Origin of the sequence: Campylobacter sp. BCW_4321, from assembly GCF_001763075.1 — a bacterium.
GTDB classification, from domain to species: Bacteria; Campylobacterota; Campylobacteria; order Campylobacterales; family Campylobacteraceae; genus Campylobacter_D; species Campylobacter_D jejuni.
In genome coordinates this window covers 30,197-45,412 of sequence record NZ_MJYA01000066.1, presented here as the reverse complement: position 1 = coordinate 45,412, position 15,216 = coordinate 30,197, and the positions used below count along the sequence as shown (strand labels likewise).

The window sequence follows — 15,216 nt, the reverse complement described above, 5'->3', positions numbered from 1 at the left end:
GCAAAGGTAAAAATTATGACAAAGATAACAAAGCCAAACGAAGTAAAACGAGAATGGATTGTTTTAGACGCAGAAGGCAAACGCTTTGGTCGTCTTTTAACTGAAGTAGCAACAATTTTGAGAGGTAAAAACAAGCCTTGCTTTACTCCAAATGTTGATTGTGGTGATTATGTAATTATCATCAATGCTTCAAAAGCTGTATTTACAGGTGCTAATAAAGCAGAAGATAAGCTTTATCATAGACATTCAGGATATTTTGGAAGTGTAAAAAGCGAAAAATTTGGTGATTTACTTGAAAAAAATCCTGCAAAATTATATAAATTAGCAGTTAGAGGTATGCTTCCTAAAACAAATTTGGGCAGAGCTATGCTTAAAAAATTAAAAATTTATGCGGGTAGTGAGCACCCACACACTGCGCAAATTGCTAAAGAAGGAAAATAATCATGGCAACAACATACGCAACAGGTAAGAGAAAAACTGCTATCGCAAAGGTATGGGTAAAACCAGGTAGTGGTAAAATTAGTGTTAATGGTGTTGATTTAAACACTTGGCTTGGTGGACACGAGGCGATTAAGCTTAAAGTGGTTCAACCTTTACTTGTGACTAAACAAGAAACTTCAATGGATATTAAAGCAACTACTTTAGGCGGGGGCTATAGTGCTCAAGCTGAAGCTTTAAGACATGGAATTTCAAGAGCTTTAGCAGCTATGGATGCTGATTTTAGAGCTTTATTAAAACCTAAAGGACTTCTTACTAGAGATAGTAGAACTGTTGAGCGTAAAAAATATGGACGCCGCAAAGCAAGAAGAAGCCCGCAATTCTCTAAACGTTAATATTTTTGGTGGGATTTTCCCACCTTTCTACAATTTTTTATAAAACTTATCCTTTTTTCTGTCATTTATGATATAATTGCAAAATTTAAATTTTTATTTTATAACACAATGAAAGGTTTTTTCTATGAAAAAAATATTATTATGTTTAGGTTTGGCAAGTGTTTTATTCGGTGCTGATAACAATGTAAAATTTGAAATCACTCCAACTTTAAACTATAATTACTTTGAAGGTAATTTAGATATGGATAATCGCTATGCACCAGGGATTAGACTTGGTTATCATTTTGACGATTTTTGGCTTGATCAATTAGAATTTGGGTTAGAGCATTATTCTGATGTTAAATATACAAATACAAATAAAACTACAGATATTACAAGAACTTATTTGAGTGCTATTAAAGGTATTGATGTAGGTGAGAAATTTTATTTCTATGGTTTAGCAGGTGGAGGATATGAGGATTTTTCAAATGCTGCTTATGATAATAAAAGCGGTGGATTTGGACATTATGGCGCGGGTGTAAAATTCCGTCTTAGTGATTCTTTGGCTTTAAGACTTGAAACTAGAGATCAAATTAATTTTAACCATGCAAACCATAATTGGGTTTCAACTTTAGGTATTAGTTTTGGTTTTGGTGGCAAAAAGGAAAAAGCTGTAGAAGAAGTTGCTGATACTCGTCCAGCTCCACAAACAAAATGTCCTGTAGAACCAAGAGAAGGTGCTTTGTTAGATGAAAATGGTTGCGAAAAAACTATTTCTTTGGAAGGTCATTTTGGTTTTGATAAAACTACTATAAATCCAACTTTTCAAGAAAAAATCAAAGAAATTGCAAAAGTTTTAGATGAAAATGAAAGATATGATACTATTCTTGAAGGACATACAGATAATATCGGTTCAAGGGCTTATAATCAAAAGCTTTCAGAAAGACGTGCTAAAAGTGTTGCTAATGAACTTGAAAAATATGGTGTAGAAAAAAGTCGCATAAAAACAGTAGGTTATGGTCAAGATAATCCTCGCTCAAGCAATGATACTAAAGAAGGTAGAGCGGATAATAGAAGAGTGGATGCTAAATTTATTTTAAGATAATGAATAAAACTATTTTATTTGATTTAGATGGCACTTTAATTGATTCTACTGATGCTATTTTAAATTCTTTCCGAGGAGCTTTTAAAGCCCTTGGGTTAACTTCTAAAAATAATGAAGAAATCAAAAATCTCATAGGTTATCCTTTAGAGCAAATGTTTAGAATGCTTTATCCAGATAAAGTAAATTTAAGTAAAGAATTTGTATTAGCTTATCGTGAAATTTATGCACAAATTTATTTAGAACAAACCACTCTTTTGCCTAAAGTAAAAGAAGCATTAGAACTTGGAAGCAAAATTGCAGATCTTGGCATAGTTACAACAAAAGGAGGTAAATTTACTCCGATTTTACTTGATTATTTGGGAGTTAAAAAATTCTTTAAAACTTTAATTACTCTTGAAGATGTCACAAATCCAAAGCCAAGTTCTGAACCTATAATTTTAGCTTTAAAAAGACTCAATAAAACTCAAGAAAATGCCTATATGATAGGCGATACAATACTAGATATTCAAGCTGCAATTTCTGCTAATATCACTCCTTTGGCCTTAACTTGTGGCTATGGCAATGAAAATGAATTAAAAGCTCATTCTATGGTATTTTTAAATGCATATGAGGCTGTTAATTATATAGCTAGATTAAACTAATTTCAAGTTTTCGTTAAACGCCTTTTAAGAGAATTTATAGTAAATTGATAGCTAAAAAATTATAAAAATTATCAATATAAAGGAAGGTCTCAATGGGTAAAATTATGAAAACTATGGACGGAAATGAGGCTGCTGCATACGCTGCGTATGCTTTTACTGAAGTTGCTGGAATTTATCCTATTACACCTAGTTCTCCTATGGCTGATTACACCGATATGTGGGCAGCTGCAGGTAAAAAAAATCTTTTTGGAGTTCCTGTAAAAATCGTAGAAATGCAAAGTGAAGCAGGTGCTGCAGGTAGTGTGCATGGATCTTTACAGGCTGGGGCTTTGACTACAACTTATACAGCTTCTCAAGGATTACTCCTTAAAATTCCAAATATGTATAAAATAGCAGGTCAATTACTCCCCTGTGTAATCCATGTAGCAGCGCGTTCTTTGGCTGCTCAAGCTTTGTCTATCTTTGGTGATCATCAAGATATTTATGCGGCAAGACAAATTGGTTTTGCTATGCTTTGTTCGCATTCTGTGCAAGAAACCATGGACTTAGCTGGTGTAGCACATTTAGCTGCAATTAAGGGAAGAGTGCCATTTTTACATTTTTTTGATGGTTTTAGAACAAGCCATGAAATTCAAAAAGTTGAAGTAATGGATTATGCGCATTTTGATAGATTATTAGATAGAGAAGCTTTGCTTGAATTTAGAAATAATGCTTTAAATCCAGAAAATCCAAAAACACGTGGAACAGCACAAAATGATGATATTTATTTTCAAACTAGAGAAGTAAGTAACCGTTTTTATGATGCTTTGCCTGATGTTGTTAATGAATATATGCAAGAAATTTCAAAAATCACAGGTAGAGAATATAAACCATTTACTTATTATGGACACAAAGAGCCAGAGCGTGTGATTGTTGCTATGGGTTCTGTGACTCAAGCACTTGAAGAAGTGGTAGACTATCTTAATGCTAAGGGTGAAAAGGTAGGGATTTTAAAAGTTTATCTTTATCGCCCATTTAGCTTAAAATATTTCTTTGATGTTATGCCAAAATCAGTGAAAAAAATCGCAGTTTTAGATAGAACCAAAGAACCAGGAAGTCTTGGGGAGCCACTTTATCTTGATGTAAAATCAGCTTTCTATGGAAGAGAAAATGCTCCTGTTATAGTGGGTGGAAGATACGGACTTTCTTCAAAGGATGTTGATCCTGCTCAAATGATAGCAGTATTTGAAAATCTTAAACTTGATAATCCAAAAGATGGCTTTACTGTAGGTATAGTTGATGATGTAACTCATACTTCACTGAGTACCGGAGAGAAAATTTCACTTGGAGATGAAAGTACGATCGAATGTTTATTTTACGGACTTGGTGCTGATGGAACTGTGGGCGCAAATAAAAACTCGATTAAAATCATCGGGGATAAAACGGATTTTTACGCTCAAGCTTATTTTGCTTATGATTCCAAAAAATCAGGGGGTTATACAAGAAGCCATTTAAGATTTTCTAAAAAACCTATCCGTTCAACTTATCTTGTTTCAACTCCGCATTTTATCGCTTGTTCAGTAGCGGCTTATTTGGAAATTTATGATGTTTTAGCAGGAATTCGTAAAGGTGGAACTTTCCTTTTAAATAGTATTTGGAATGCTGAAGAAACCATAAGACAACTTCCAGATGCAGTAAAGAAAACTTTAGCTGAAAAAGAAGTAAATTTTTATATCATCAATGCGACCAAATTAGCTCGTGATATAGGTTTGGGAAATCGTACAAATACCATTATGCAATCAGCCTTTTTTAAACTTACAAAAATCATTCCTTATGAAGACGCACAAAAATACATGAAAGAGCTTGCGTATAAATCTTATAGTAAAAAAGGCGATGCTATTGTAGAAATGAATTACAAAGCTATTGATGTGGGTGCTGATGGACTTGTAAAAGTTGAAGTGGATTCAAATTGGAAAAATTTAGAGCTTAAAGAAAAAGAACAAACCAATGCCTATAAAGGCACTGAATTTGTTGAAAAAATCGTAAAACCTATGAACGCAGCTAAGGGTGATGATTTACCTGTTTCAGCCTTTTTAGGTTATGAAGATGGAAGTTTTGAACACGGCACAACCGAATACGAAAAACGCGGTGTTGGGGTTATGGTACCAAGATGGATAGAAGCAAATTGTATCCAATGTAATCAATGTGCTTCAGTTTGTCCACATGCTGTTATTAGACCATTTTTGATTAATGATGAAGAAATGGCAAATGCACCTCGTGGTGTAAAAGATCATGCTTTAGAAGCTAAAGGGACCAAAGGAGAAAAATTAAGCTTTAAAATTCAAGTTTCTCCACTTGATTGTACAGGCTGTGAGCTTTGTGTTCATGAGTGTCCTACTAAAGAAAAATCTTTGGTTATGGTACCACTTCAAGAAGAGATCGATTTTGGTGAGCAAGAGAATGCGGATTATTTATTTAAAGAAATTACTTATAAAGATGATATTTTAAATAAAGAAACCACAAAAGGAGCGCAATTTGCCCAACCTTTATTTGAATTCCATGGGGCATGTCCTGGATGTGGGGAAACTCCTTATATTACTTTAATTACAAGATTGTTTGGCGAAAGAATGATTGTGGCTAATGCGACAGGATGTAGTTCGATTTATGGGGGTTCAGCTCCATCAACTCCTTATAGAAAAAGTGTGAAAAATGGACACGGTCCTGCTTGGGGAAATTCACTTTTTGAAGATAATGCTGAGTTTGGTTTGGGTATGAAAATTGCAACTGAAAATACAAGACACCGCATTGAATATATCATGAATGAAAGTATGCAAGAAGTTCCAAATGCTTTATCAGCCCTTTTTAAAGATTGGATTGCAAATAAAGACAATGGTGCTATGTCTGTGGAAATTAAAGATAAAATGATCCCTATTTTAGAGCAAAATAAAAATATTAAAGCCGTACAAGATATATTAGAGCTTAAACAGTATTTAAGTAAAAAATCTCACTGGATTTTTGGTGGTGATGGTTGGGCTTATGATATAGGCTATGGCGGACTTGATCATGTTTTAGCAAGTGGAGAAAATGTAAATATTTTAGTGCTTGATACAGAAGTTTATTCTAATACAGGCGGTCAAAGTTCAAAATCTTCTAGAACAGGAGCTGTAGCACAGTTTGCAGCAGCAGGCAAACCTATACAGAAAAAAGATCTAGGTCAAATTGCTATGACTTATGGTTATATTTTTGTAGCACAAGTAAATTCAACGGCAAATTATACTCATCTTATCAAAGCTATCACTGCAGCTGAAGCTTATGATGGACCATCTTTGGTGATTTGTTATTCTCCTTGTATAGCCCATGGTATTAAAGGTGGGCTTGGTTACTCAGGAGAGCAAGGTGAGCTTGCTACAAAATGTGGTTATTGGCCACTTTATACCTTTGATCCTCGTTTAGAAGAGCAAGGAAAAAATCCTTTAACTCTAACAGGAAAAGAGCCTGATTGGGATTTATATGAGCAATTTTTGATGAATGAAGTGCGTTATAATTCACTTAAAAAAGCAAATCCTGAACATGCTGCTGAGCTTTTTGAACGCAATAAAAAAGACGCTCAACGTCGCTATAGACAGCTTAAGCGTATCGCTATGGCTGATTATAGTAATGAGGTTGAAAGCTGATAAAATATATTTTTAGTGCTACATTGTGTTTTAGCACTTTGTTTGCACAAGATAATTTTGAAGAGTATTTTAAACTTATAGATAAAGAAAATCGCATAAATTTTAATACTCTTCAAAACCCATTTGTGAATCCTACTTTTGAAAAATTAAGACATATTAAAATTACTGCAATTATGCTTGATAAAGTAAAAATTTATGATCGATGGTATAAAAAAGGTGATATGATTGATGATGCTATAATACATGAAATAAATACTAAAGAGATTAAATTCCAATATGATAATTTAGAAATTGCAATCCAAATAAATAAAAATGATAAGATTAATATTAATTAACATTCTTTTTTGCCATTATCTTTATGCTTTAGATTGTCAAAAGCGTCTTTTTGATATCAGTATTAATGAAAAATTAAGCATACAAGAAAGTCTTGATGAGCTTGCAAAATATTGTTCTTTTAGTATTATTGTTAAAGATAAAATTGCCAAAGAAAAATTAGAAACGTTGCAAAACTCTGTCAATATTCATCAAATGAGTTTAGACGAAATTTTTAATTTTTTTATCAAAGAGCATGATCTTAGCTATGATTTTGATGGTAAAATTTTAAGAATTTCAGGTATTGATACGAAGATTTTTAAGATAAGTTATATCACTTCTATCAGAGAAGGACAAAGCATAACTAAAGCGTCTGTAGACGCTAAACCAAGGCAAAGTGAATATAGCGGTAGTTTTGATGATGCAGAAGACAATATGATTAAAAGTATGGAAAAATTTGATTTTTGGCAAAATATAGAAAAAGAGATTATTGTATTATTAAAAAATTCTCATGAAGATTATGAGGCTAAAACTCCCATCATAAATCCCAATGCAGGTCTTATTATAGTAACTGGAACAAATTCTCAGTTAAAAAGTGTGAAAAATTATTTGCAAAAACTAGAAAATCGTCTTAAAAAACAAGTTATTATCGATGTTAGCATACTTGCTGTGAGTTTAAATGAAAGCCATTCTAGTGGGATTAATTGGCAAAATTTTAATATAGGTTTAAATTCGCAAGTAAATAATGAAAATTCTTTTATTCAGTTTCAAAATGGGCAAGGTTTTGTTAAGAATTTGGGTTTAAGGGCGAATTTAAATTTTGATTCTATTATTAACTTTCTTTCTCAAAATGGAAAAACTAGCGTGCTTTCTAATCCAAAGCTTATGGCTTTAAATAACCAACAAGCCATTATTTCTGTAGGTGATACTATAAATTATCAAGTTAAAGAAAGTTCTAAAGGCACTGAAAATGGGACTACTGTTAGTGAAAGTTATAATAATTATTCTATTTTTGTAGGCATTTTACTCAATATCTTGCCTGAAATTTCTGATGATGGAAAAATAATGCTTAGGATTAATCCAAGCTTAAGTGATTTTAAGTATCCAGAAGATAATAAACGACAAAAAGAACCAAGAACTATTGCTCCTGATACCATACAAAAAAAGCTTTCTAGTGTTGTGCAAGTGGAGAATAATCAAACTTTAATTTTAGGTGGATTGATTTCTCACGATAAATCTAATGAGAAAAATTCTATCAATTTTCTATCAAAAATTCCAATTCTAGGTTCTTTGTTTAAAGGAGAAGTTTTAAATTCTAAAGCAACTGAAATTGTTTTTATTATCACTCCAAGTATAGTAGATAGTGTAAACGCTCCAAGTCTTAAAGATCTAGGATTTAAGCATTATGAGTAAAATTATTCCATTTAGAGAAGAAATTTTTCATCAAATCAATCAAATTTTAGAAAGCCAAAAAGCTTTTATTTTTTTATGGGGAAAAAGTGGTAGCGGTAAAAGTGTATTGTTGCAAAGATTGGCAAAAAAATATAATGTTGATTTTATTAATGAAAATTTTAAAGATCAGAGTTTCTTAAAAGAAAAAATTGAGTTTTTGATTTCACAAGGTCAGAGTTTAATCATTCTTGATGAAGTAGGAATGTATGATTATGCAATGCTAGAAAGCATTAGGATTTATAGTGATTCTATAAGTTTTGTTTTAAGTTCTCATAAAAAGTTAAATATACTTAAAAAAGAGCATTTTAAAAGTCGTTTAAGTGCTTGTTTTGAATTGAAAAATATTAGTCTTTTAGAGCTTGATGATTATATTAAATTGAAATTCGGAATGAATTTTTCAAATAAATGTCTTAAGTTTTTACAAAAAATTTCTCAAGGAAATTTAAGATATATTGATAAAACTTTAAAAAGTTTTTATGAGATAAATAGTTTTTTTGATACAAACAAAAGTCAAGAGTATATTTTAAAGCTTAGTGCTTTAGAGAATGGCTTATTAAGGTAAGGTATGCAAGAAAGAATTAAAGAACTTGAGCTTAGGTATAAATATTTTTTACTTAAAAAATATTTAAAATATTTATTTTTAATTGTTTTAATCTTAGTGATAGCATTTTGTTTTTTTGTGCTAATGCAAAAATATAATAAGCAAAAAAATATTTATTTGCAAGCTATTGAACATAAAAAGTATTTAGAGCAAAAGATTCTTCAAGCGCAAATTTTACAAGAAAAAAATAAGATTTCTAGGGAAAAGTTATATAAAGAACTAGAAGAAGTTAAAGCGGTGCAGGAAAATACACATATTAGTAAGATAGAAATTGATTCTAAAATTTTAAATATTTCTGATTTAAAAAAATCTTTTTATCAAAATCCAAGCTATGAAAAGGCTTTAAATTTAGCTAAGAAGTATTTTGATATTAAAGCTTATCAAAAGACAATATTTTGGGCTTTAAAAGCCAATGAACTTGACAAGCAAAAACAAGATTCTTGGCTGATTTTTGCTCAGGCTAAAAGAGCTTTAGGTGAAGAAAAAGAAGCTCAAAGTGCTTTAGATGCTTATATAAATTATTATGGTTTAATGGAATTAGATGGAAAGTAGAATGGATAAAATTTTTCAAGCTTATATTGATAATGAAATAAGTCTTGATGAAATTTGCACTAAATTTAATATCACTTCTTGGGATTTTTTTAAAAAATTAGCAAATTTTTGTAATTTACATTTTGTTGATTTAGATGAAGATAATGATTTTATTTATGAAGGTATACCTTTTTCTTTACTTTTAAAATTTAAATTTCTGCTTATTAAAAATAATGACGGCTTTATGATTATTAGATCCAAACCTTGTTCTTTAGAGCTTTTAGAGCAAGTTAAGACTTTTATGATTTGTGAAAAAATCGACACTGCAATTGCCGATGAATTAAAGATAGCTAAAATTTTAAATCAAATTCGCATTCAAGAGGAGATTAAAAGATTAAGCATTAAGCTTAGACTTGAATGGCAAGAAAATCAAAAAAGAGATGATCAAAGTTGCATCAGTCAAATTTTTGATTTTTTATTACATGAAATTTTATCTTTTCATGCGAGTGATATTCATATAGAAGCAAGGAACGATGACGCTTTGATTAGGTTTAGGGTTGATGGAATTTTGCGTGAATTTGCTATTTTTGAGAAGGATGTTTATGAAGCTTTGGTTTTTCATGTCAAATTTTTAGCTTGTTTGAATTTAGCTGAATCAAGAAAAACACAAGATGGAAGTTTTGAATTAGATTTTGAAAATGAAAGATATGATTTTCGTGTTTCATGTTTGCCTTTGATTTATGGCGAAAGTGTTGTTATAAGAATTTTAAAACATGATAAAGAAATTTTGGATTTGTATAAACTAAATCTTGAAGATAAAAATTTAGAAATTTTAAAAAAGATTTTACATCGTCCCAATGGAATGATTTTATTAACCGGCCCTACTGGCAGTGGTAAAAGTACAACTTTATACGCGTGTTTAAATGAGTTGAAAAGTATTGAAAAAAAGATTATTTCAGCAGAAGATCCTATAGAATATAAAATTCCTTTAGTGCAGCAAATTTTGCTTAATTCAAAAGTTGGAGTCGAGTTTAATAGTATTTTAAGAGCAATTTTAAGGCAAGATCCTGATATTATCATGATAGGAGAAATCCGCGATGAAGAAAGTTTAGATATTGCAATTAAAGCTTCTTTAACAGGTCATTTGCTTTTAAGCACCTTGCATACTAATGATGCTCTTAGTACCATTGATAGGCTTTTGGATATGCAAGCAAAAAGTTACTTGATAGCATCGGCTTTAAGTCTTGTTATAGCACAGCGTTTGGTTAGAAAACTTTGTCCTTGGTGTAAGCAAAAAACATTATATTGAATTTGAAGGTGAATTTTTTGAACCAAAAGGATGTGAGCGTTGTCATCATAGTGGATTTTTTGGCAGAGAATTAATCGCTGAGTGCTTAGAGATCAATGAAGATTTAGCTTGTGCAATTAGGGAAAATCAAGATAAAACGATTTTAATGGAGCTTGCAAAAAAATATGGCTTTCAAACTATGTTTGAACAAGGTTTAAAAAAAGCCAAAGAAGGTCTTACAAGTATAGATGAGCTTTTAAGGGTTGTAAGATGAAGTTTTATGAAGTAGAATTTCTTAAAAACAATCAAAATTATATAAAAACTATAAAAGCTGAAAATTTAAATACAGCACAAGCAAAAGCCTTATCAAAGAATTGGAAAATCATTGATATAAAAGAAATTCAAAAATCTAATTTTCAGAGATTAAAAGATGAAAATTTCATACTCTTTTTTAAAGAGCTGGCTTTGTTGTGTGAAGTTGGATTAAGTGTTCAAGAAGCGATTAGAGAATTATATCTTATGCATTCTTGCAAGATTATGAAAAAAATATTAGACAATTTAATTTTAGCCCAAAATTTAAATCAAGCTTTTGAAAATGCTAATTTTGGATTAAATCGTGCGGAGCTAGCTTTGATTAAAACGGCTGAAAAGACAGGAAAAATCAGTGAAGTGTTTAGTCAAATTTCTAAACTTCGAGAAAAAAGCTTAGAGACTCAAAAACAATTAAAAAAGGCTTTTAGATATCCTACTTTGGTTTTTTTAAGTATTATCGGAGCATTTTTGTTTTTAATGCTTTTTGTAGTGCCTAATTTTAAAGATTTATTTGAAAATTTAGGCGCGAGTTTACCTTTTATCACGCATGTAATGTTAGAAATTTATAATTTTTTAGATGACTATGGAATTTTTTGCATATTTTTGTTTGTTATTTTTATTGTTATGCTTATTTTAGCTTATAAAAATTTTCATTCTTTTGCTTTTTCTTGCGATTTTTTATTTTTAAAAATACCTTTGATTTCTCGTTTGATTATTTATAATCAAAATTATTATTTTTTTATGGCTTTTTCTTTACTTTTAAAAAATGGAATTTCAATATCTAAAGCTTTTGATTTAGCTATTATAGGGCTTGAAAATAAATTTTTAATTTTTCAGTATAAAAAACTTTTTAGTTTTATAGATTCTGGTCTTGAGTTAAGTCAGGTTTTTAAAAAGATTGATATTTTTGATTCTTTGGTATTTTCTATGCTTAGTGTTGCGATGAAAAGTGGAAGACTTGAAGTATTAAGTGAAGAAATTGCCAAATATTATCAACAAAAAAGCGAAAATTTGATGGATAGATTTTTGGTTTTTTTAGAACCTATGATGACTTTATTTGTAGCGCTTTTAGTTTTGTTTTTGGCTTTAGGTATATTCTTGCCTATGTGGGAGCTTAGCTCAGGGGTCAATTTTAACTAAAATAATCCCAAGCTACTTTAATGATAGTAGCTCCTACAACGATTAAAAATAAAGTTTTTATAAACTTTCCATTAGTTTTTAATACAAGTTTTGAGCCTAAATAAGCTCCTAAAACTTGTCCTACACCCATAAGCAAGCCTACAGCCCATAAAAGTTCGTATTGCCATAAAAATATAGCAAGGGCAATAATATTACTAGTGAAATTTAAAATTTTAGTATTAATGCTTGCTTTTCTCATATTAAAACCTAGTAGCATCACACAAGCAAAAATCCAAAATGAACCTGTTCCAGGCCCTAAAAATCCATCATAAAATCCTAAAGTTAAGCCACAAATTAAATGAAAAATTTTGATATTTTTTATTTTAGGTTCGCTTTCGTGTTTACCTAAGTTAGGACGCAAGGCTGTATATAAGAAAGTAAGAGTTAAAAAGATTAAGATAATAAGCTTTAATTGCTCATCTTTTACAAAAAGAACGCTATAACTTCCTATAGCTGCTCCTAAGGCTGTAAAAAAAACACCCCAAGCAAGATGAGGTAGAGTGGTGGATTTAAAATAAGTTAAAGTAGCCGTAAAAGAACCAAAGACGCTTTGGAGTTTGTTTGTTGCTAAAGATAAATGCGCAGGAATCCCACAGGCTATGAGCGCTGGTAGAGTAATAAGCCCTCCTCCACCTACAATAGAATCTATAAAACCAGCAAAAAGAGCTACAAAAAAAAGTATGAAATAATAAATTGTATCTAAGTGCTCAAAGCCCATTTTTCACTCCTTAAATTTGTCAATTTCCTTACTTTGCCCTAAACGATAGAGTGCAAAGTCATATTTTATGGGATCATTTGCATCTAATTTTTTTAAATTTTGCGTGAGTTCTAAAACACTTTTATAATCATATATTTTACGCTTTAGAAGTCCTAAAGTCAAGGAAATTTTATGTGTATGTGTATCAAGTGGAATTAAAAGATCTTTGGTGTGAATTTTGGTAAAAAGTCCAAGATCAAGTTCATCTTTTCTAACCATCCATCTTAGATACATATTATAGCGTTTAAGAGGTGAAGTAGGGGTGTTTTGCCAAATTTTTCCAAAGAAAAAATCATACCCATAACTTGAATATGAATTTAAGGTTTTGATTTTTTGCATAAAAGCTAAGATGGCATCTGTGGTATTTTCTCTTTTTTGATAGGCTTGATAAAAAAGTTCGTAGAGTGAAATTTCATTTTTAAGTCTTGAAAGAGTGATAAAAATTTCTTGTATATCTTTCTCATTTTGGAAGCGGTATTTTAAATTTTTAAGTTCTTTTTTTATTTGTTTTTCTTGAAGGTTTAATAAAGAAAAATCAAGTTTTTTTAGAAAATTTACTATATTTTTAGCATTTCCATAGGCAAATAAAGCACAAATTAAGGCAGTAAATTCATCATTGTGAATTTTAGCAATTTGCAAAGGATCTGGAGTTTCAAAAAGGGAATGATTGGTGTTTTTTTGATTGGCTAAAAAATCAAGCTTGGCTTTAAGATGGATAAAATTTTTCACTTGATATTACTAGAGCTTAAGATTTAAGTCCTAGTAAGGTATCAAGCATTTGATCTACAGTTGAGACGATTTTTGCTGCAGCACCGTAACTTGATTGGTATTGTATAAGAGCGGCTAATTCTTCATTTGTATTTACACCACTTTTAGATTGGTACTCGCTATAAACAGAATTATAAAGAGTTTCATTGCTTGAATTTACAACATTGTTATTTTCACCATCTGAGGCTATTTTACCTGTAAGTTTGCGGTAATATTCTTCCATAGTAAGATTATCGATAGTACCATCTTCATTATAAAAATTAACTTTATCATATTGAAGTTGGATGATTTTATTTGCCATGTCATTGCCACTATCAACCCCATTTGAGCTTGCTCTTACTGTGCTTGGATCATTTAAGATAGCATCTTTTACTTTCATGTCACTTGCATCGGTTCCGCTGAAAAAACCACCTATGCTAAACGCACCTGCGAAATTTGTGCCTTTATCTTCAATGGCTACCTTAAAGCCTGATTTTGCATTGATTTGGAATAAACCATCTCCAGTTTTTGCATCGTAGCTAAAACTTGCATTGATATGATCATCAACATCATTATTTGCATTGTGATCGTTATTATCATCTGTATTAGCATTGATTTGACGCATGATATCATTCATGGTTGTATTTACATCTATGGTGATGGTTTTGGTGAGTTTTTTATCGCCTTTATCATCATAAATGACTATATCAAAACTTCCTGGTTGTATGGTTCTGTCGTAATTAACTAAAGGAATATCTCCCTTAAGTCCAGATAGATAATCAGAAGTAACAGAACTTTTCGCAGAACTCGCATAAAGATTGTTAGTTTCGTTGATCATGGTCTTAGCAAAAGTATCTAAAGAATCCATATAACCTTGGATAATTCCATCTTCATATTTTCCTTCGCTTTTGCTATAGTTTCTACCGCGTAAGTCAAGTTGAGCACCAAGCTGTCCACCGTTAATCTTTGCAGTAAGATCGCGAACTTTTTCATCAGGAGTTTCATAATAAATGCTATAAGATTTATTCTTATCATCATAATCAAGCTTTAAAGGATGAAAATTTATCCCATCTACTATACTAAAACCTTCTATGCTTAGATTGTATTGATGTCCTGGATCAGTGATGGTTGTATCAAGGCGATTGTCTTGATTGATTTCATTTTTGCTTGCAACTGCACTAACTAGCTTTGAAAGGGTAAGTTCAAGTTCATCTCTTCTATCCCTAAGCTCATTTGCGTGTTCTGTTGGTAAGGCTTCTTGTCCATAAATTTGTTTATTTATAGTAGCAATTTCTTCACCGATTCTATTAATCTCATCAACCGTATTTTTAATATCATCATTTACTTTTTTTTGGATTTTATCCAAGGTTGCAAAAGTGTTATTAATGCTTTCTGTTAAGGTTTGAGAAGCTTTTACAAGGGCTATTTTTGTGGCATTTTCATTGGGGTTAGATGCAAAATCATTCCAAGCTTTGTTATAATTTTCTAAATCTTTCAAAATTCCAGTATTTTGTAAGTCTGGAAAACGCTGAGCGATTTCTTGTAAGGTTGAAGCCATATATTTAGTGTATTCTAGTTGGTTTGATGCACCTTTTAATTTATAGTAAGAATACTCATCATGCAAACGCACTATACTTTCTATAGCAGTTCCTGTGCCTACTTGAACTCCACCTGTGGTAATATACCCATTTGTAGTTTGCACTACTCTTTGGCGTGTATAAAAAGTTGCATTAGCATTTGAGATATTATTTCCAGTTGTTGCGATTTGAACTTCGCTTGCCTTTAAGCCTGTAACACCTGTGTATAATGTTCCAAAAATACCCATT

General features: G+C 31.0%; 13 protein-coding genes and 1 pseudogene. 11 read left to right on the top strand and 3 right to left on the bottom strand.

The features are described from left to right. Positions 1–15 precede the first annotated feature (15 nt). From rplM to AJN58_RS09230, 11 genes and pseudogenes are all read left to right on the top strand, one after another. Positions 16–441 (top strand): 50S ribosomal protein L13, encoded by a 426-nt coding sequence (gene rplM / locus AJN58_RS09280; RefSeq protein WP_002779321.1) that lies wholly within the window; start codon positions 16–18, stop codon positions 439–441. A 2-nt stretch (positions 442–443) separates the two neighbouring features. Further along, positions 444–833: a 30S ribosomal protein S9 gene (gene rpsI, locus AJN58_RS09275; protein WP_002851459.1), complete on the top strand. Its 390-nt coding sequence runs from the start codon at positions 444–446 to the stop codon at positions 831–833. Positions 834–957: 124 nt separating this feature from the next. Next, entirely contained in the window at positions 958–1,917 is a 960-nt protein-coding gene (cadF, locus tag AJN58_RS09270; RefSeq protein WP_070233839.1) for a fibronectin-binding outer membrane protein CadF, read from the top strand. Beyond that, entirely contained in the window at positions 1,917–2,558 is a 642-nt protein-coding gene (locus AJN58_RS09265) for an HAD family hydrolase (RefSeq protein WP_044778888.1), read from the top strand. The genes cadF and AJN58_RS09265 overlap by 1 nt, the downstream gene beginning before the upstream one ends. Positions 2,559–2,650: 92 nt before the next feature. Beyond that, positions 2,651–6,211 carry a pyruvate:ferredoxin (flavodoxin) oxidoreductase gene (gene nifJ / locus AJN58_RS09260; protein ID WP_070292209.1) on the top strand — a complete coding sequence of 1,187 codons (3,561 nt, stop codon included), beginning with the start codon at positions 2,651–2,653 and terminating at the stop codon, positions 6,209–6,211. Positions 6,212–6,234: 23 nt separating this feature from the next. Next, positions 6,235–6,546, top strand: coding sequence for a hypothetical protein (locus tag AJN58_RS09255; RefSeq protein ID WP_002862131.1), 312 nt, complete (start codon positions 6,235–6,237; stop codon positions 6,544–6,546). Next, on the top strand, positions 6,524–7,936 hold the full coding sequence (gene mshL / locus AJN58_RS09250) for a pilus (MSHA type) biogenesis protein MshL (protein ID WP_044778886.1): 1,413 nt from the start codon (positions 6,524–6,526) through the stop codon (positions 7,934–7,936). Before AJN58_RS09255 ends, mshL begins: the two co-directional genes overlap by 23 nt. After that, positions 7,929–8,537 carry an ATP-binding protein gene (locus AJN58_RS09245; protein ID WP_002921280.1) on the top strand — a complete coding sequence of 203 codons (609 nt, stop codon included), beginning with the start codon at positions 7,929–7,931 and terminating at the stop codon, positions 8,535–8,537. The genes mshL and AJN58_RS09245 overlap by 8 nt, the downstream gene beginning before the upstream one ends. Before the next feature lie 3 nt (positions 8,538–8,540). Beyond that, the gene (locus tag AJN58_RS09240; RefSeq protein WP_044778885.1) at positions 8,541–9,128 is read left to right on the top strand and encodes a hypothetical protein; all 588 of its coding nucleotides are present in this window, start codon (positions 8,541–8,543) and stop codon (positions 9,126–9,128) included. Beyond that, positions 9,118–10,669: pseudogene (locus tag AJN58_RS09235) on the top strand (GspE/PulE family protein). Before AJN58_RS09240 ends, AJN58_RS09235 begins: the two are co-directional and overlap by 11 nt. Next, positions 10,666–11,847 (top strand): type II secretion system F family protein, encoded by a 1,182-nt coding sequence (locus tag AJN58_RS09230; protein ID WP_044778883.1) that lies wholly within the window; start codon positions 10,666–10,668, stop codon positions 11,845–11,847. Before AJN58_RS09235 ends, AJN58_RS09230 begins: the two are co-directional and overlap by 4 nt. On the opposite strand, the gene AJN58_RS09225 is transcribed toward AJN58_RS09230, so the two are convergent. The 3 genes from AJN58_RS09225 to flgK are packed head-to-tail and all read right to left on the bottom strand — an operon-like array spanning position 11,840 to position 15,215. Further along, complete coding sequence (locus AJN58_RS09225; protein ID WP_002855301.1) at positions 11,840–12,604, bottom strand: TSUP family transporter; 765 nt, start codon at positions 12,602–12,604, stop codon at positions 11,840–11,842. The genes AJN58_RS09230 and AJN58_RS09225 overlap by 8 nt on opposite strands. A gap of 3 nt (positions 12,605–12,607) precedes the next feature. Then, positions 12,608–13,372: a TIGR02757 family protein gene (locus AJN58_RS09220; RefSeq protein WP_044778882.1), complete on the bottom strand. Its 765-nt coding sequence runs from the start codon at positions 13,370–13,372 to the stop codon at positions 12,608–12,610. 16 nt (positions 13,373–13,388) lie between these two features. Continuing rightward, positions 13,389–15,215, bottom strand: coding sequence for a flagellar hook-associated protein FlgK (gene flgK, locus AJN58_RS09215; RefSeq protein ID WP_044778881.1), 1,827 nt, complete (start codon positions 15,213–15,215; stop codon positions 13,389–13,391). Between the last annotated feature and the right edge of the window lies 1 nt (position 15,216).

What these genes read in the sequence shown, in the direction of transcription:
- rplM (WP_002779321.1), top strand. Translation starts at nt 16, where the DNA reads ATGACAAAGATAACAAAGCCAAACGAAGTAAAACGAGAATGGATTGTT.
- rpsI (WP_002851459.1), top strand. Translation starts at nt 444, where the DNA reads ATGGCAACAACATACGCAACAGGTAAGAGAAAAACTGCTATCGCAAAG.
- cadF (WP_070233839.1), top strand. Translation starts at nt 958, where the DNA reads ATGAAAAAAATATTATTATGTTTAGGTTTGGCAAGTGTTTTATTCGGT.
- AJN58_RS09265 (WP_044778888.1), top strand. Translation starts at nt 1,917, where the DNA reads ATGAATAAAACTATTTTATTTGATTTAGATGGCACTTTAATTGATTCT.
- nifJ (WP_070292209.1), top strand. Translation starts at nt 2,651, where the DNA reads ATGGGTAAAATTATGAAAACTATGGACGGAAATGAGGCTGCTGCATAC.
- mshL (WP_044778886.1), top strand. Translation starts at nt 6,524, where the DNA reads ATGATAAGATTAATATTAATTAACATTCTTTTTTGCCATTATCTTTAT.
- AJN58_RS09245 (WP_002921280.1), top strand. Translation starts at nt 7,929, where the DNA reads ATGAGTAAAATTATTCCATTTAGAGAAGAAATTTTTCATCAAATCAAT.
- AJN58_RS09240 (WP_044778885.1), top strand. Translation starts at nt 8,541, where the DNA reads ATGCAAGAAAGAATTAAAGAACTTGAGCTTAGGTATAAATATTTTTTA.
- AJN58_RS09230 (WP_044778883.1), top strand. Translation starts at nt 10,666, where the DNA reads ATGAAGTTTTATGAAGTAGAATTTCTTAAAAACAATCAAAATTATATA.
- AJN58_RS09225 (WP_002855301.1), bottom strand. Translation starts at nt 12,604, where the DNA reads ATGGGCTTTGAGCACTTAGATACAATTTATTATTTCATACTTTTTTTT.
- flgK (WP_044778881.1), bottom strand. Translation starts at nt 15,215, where the DNA reads ATGGGTATTTTTGGAACATTATACACAGGTGTTACAGGCTTAAAGGCA.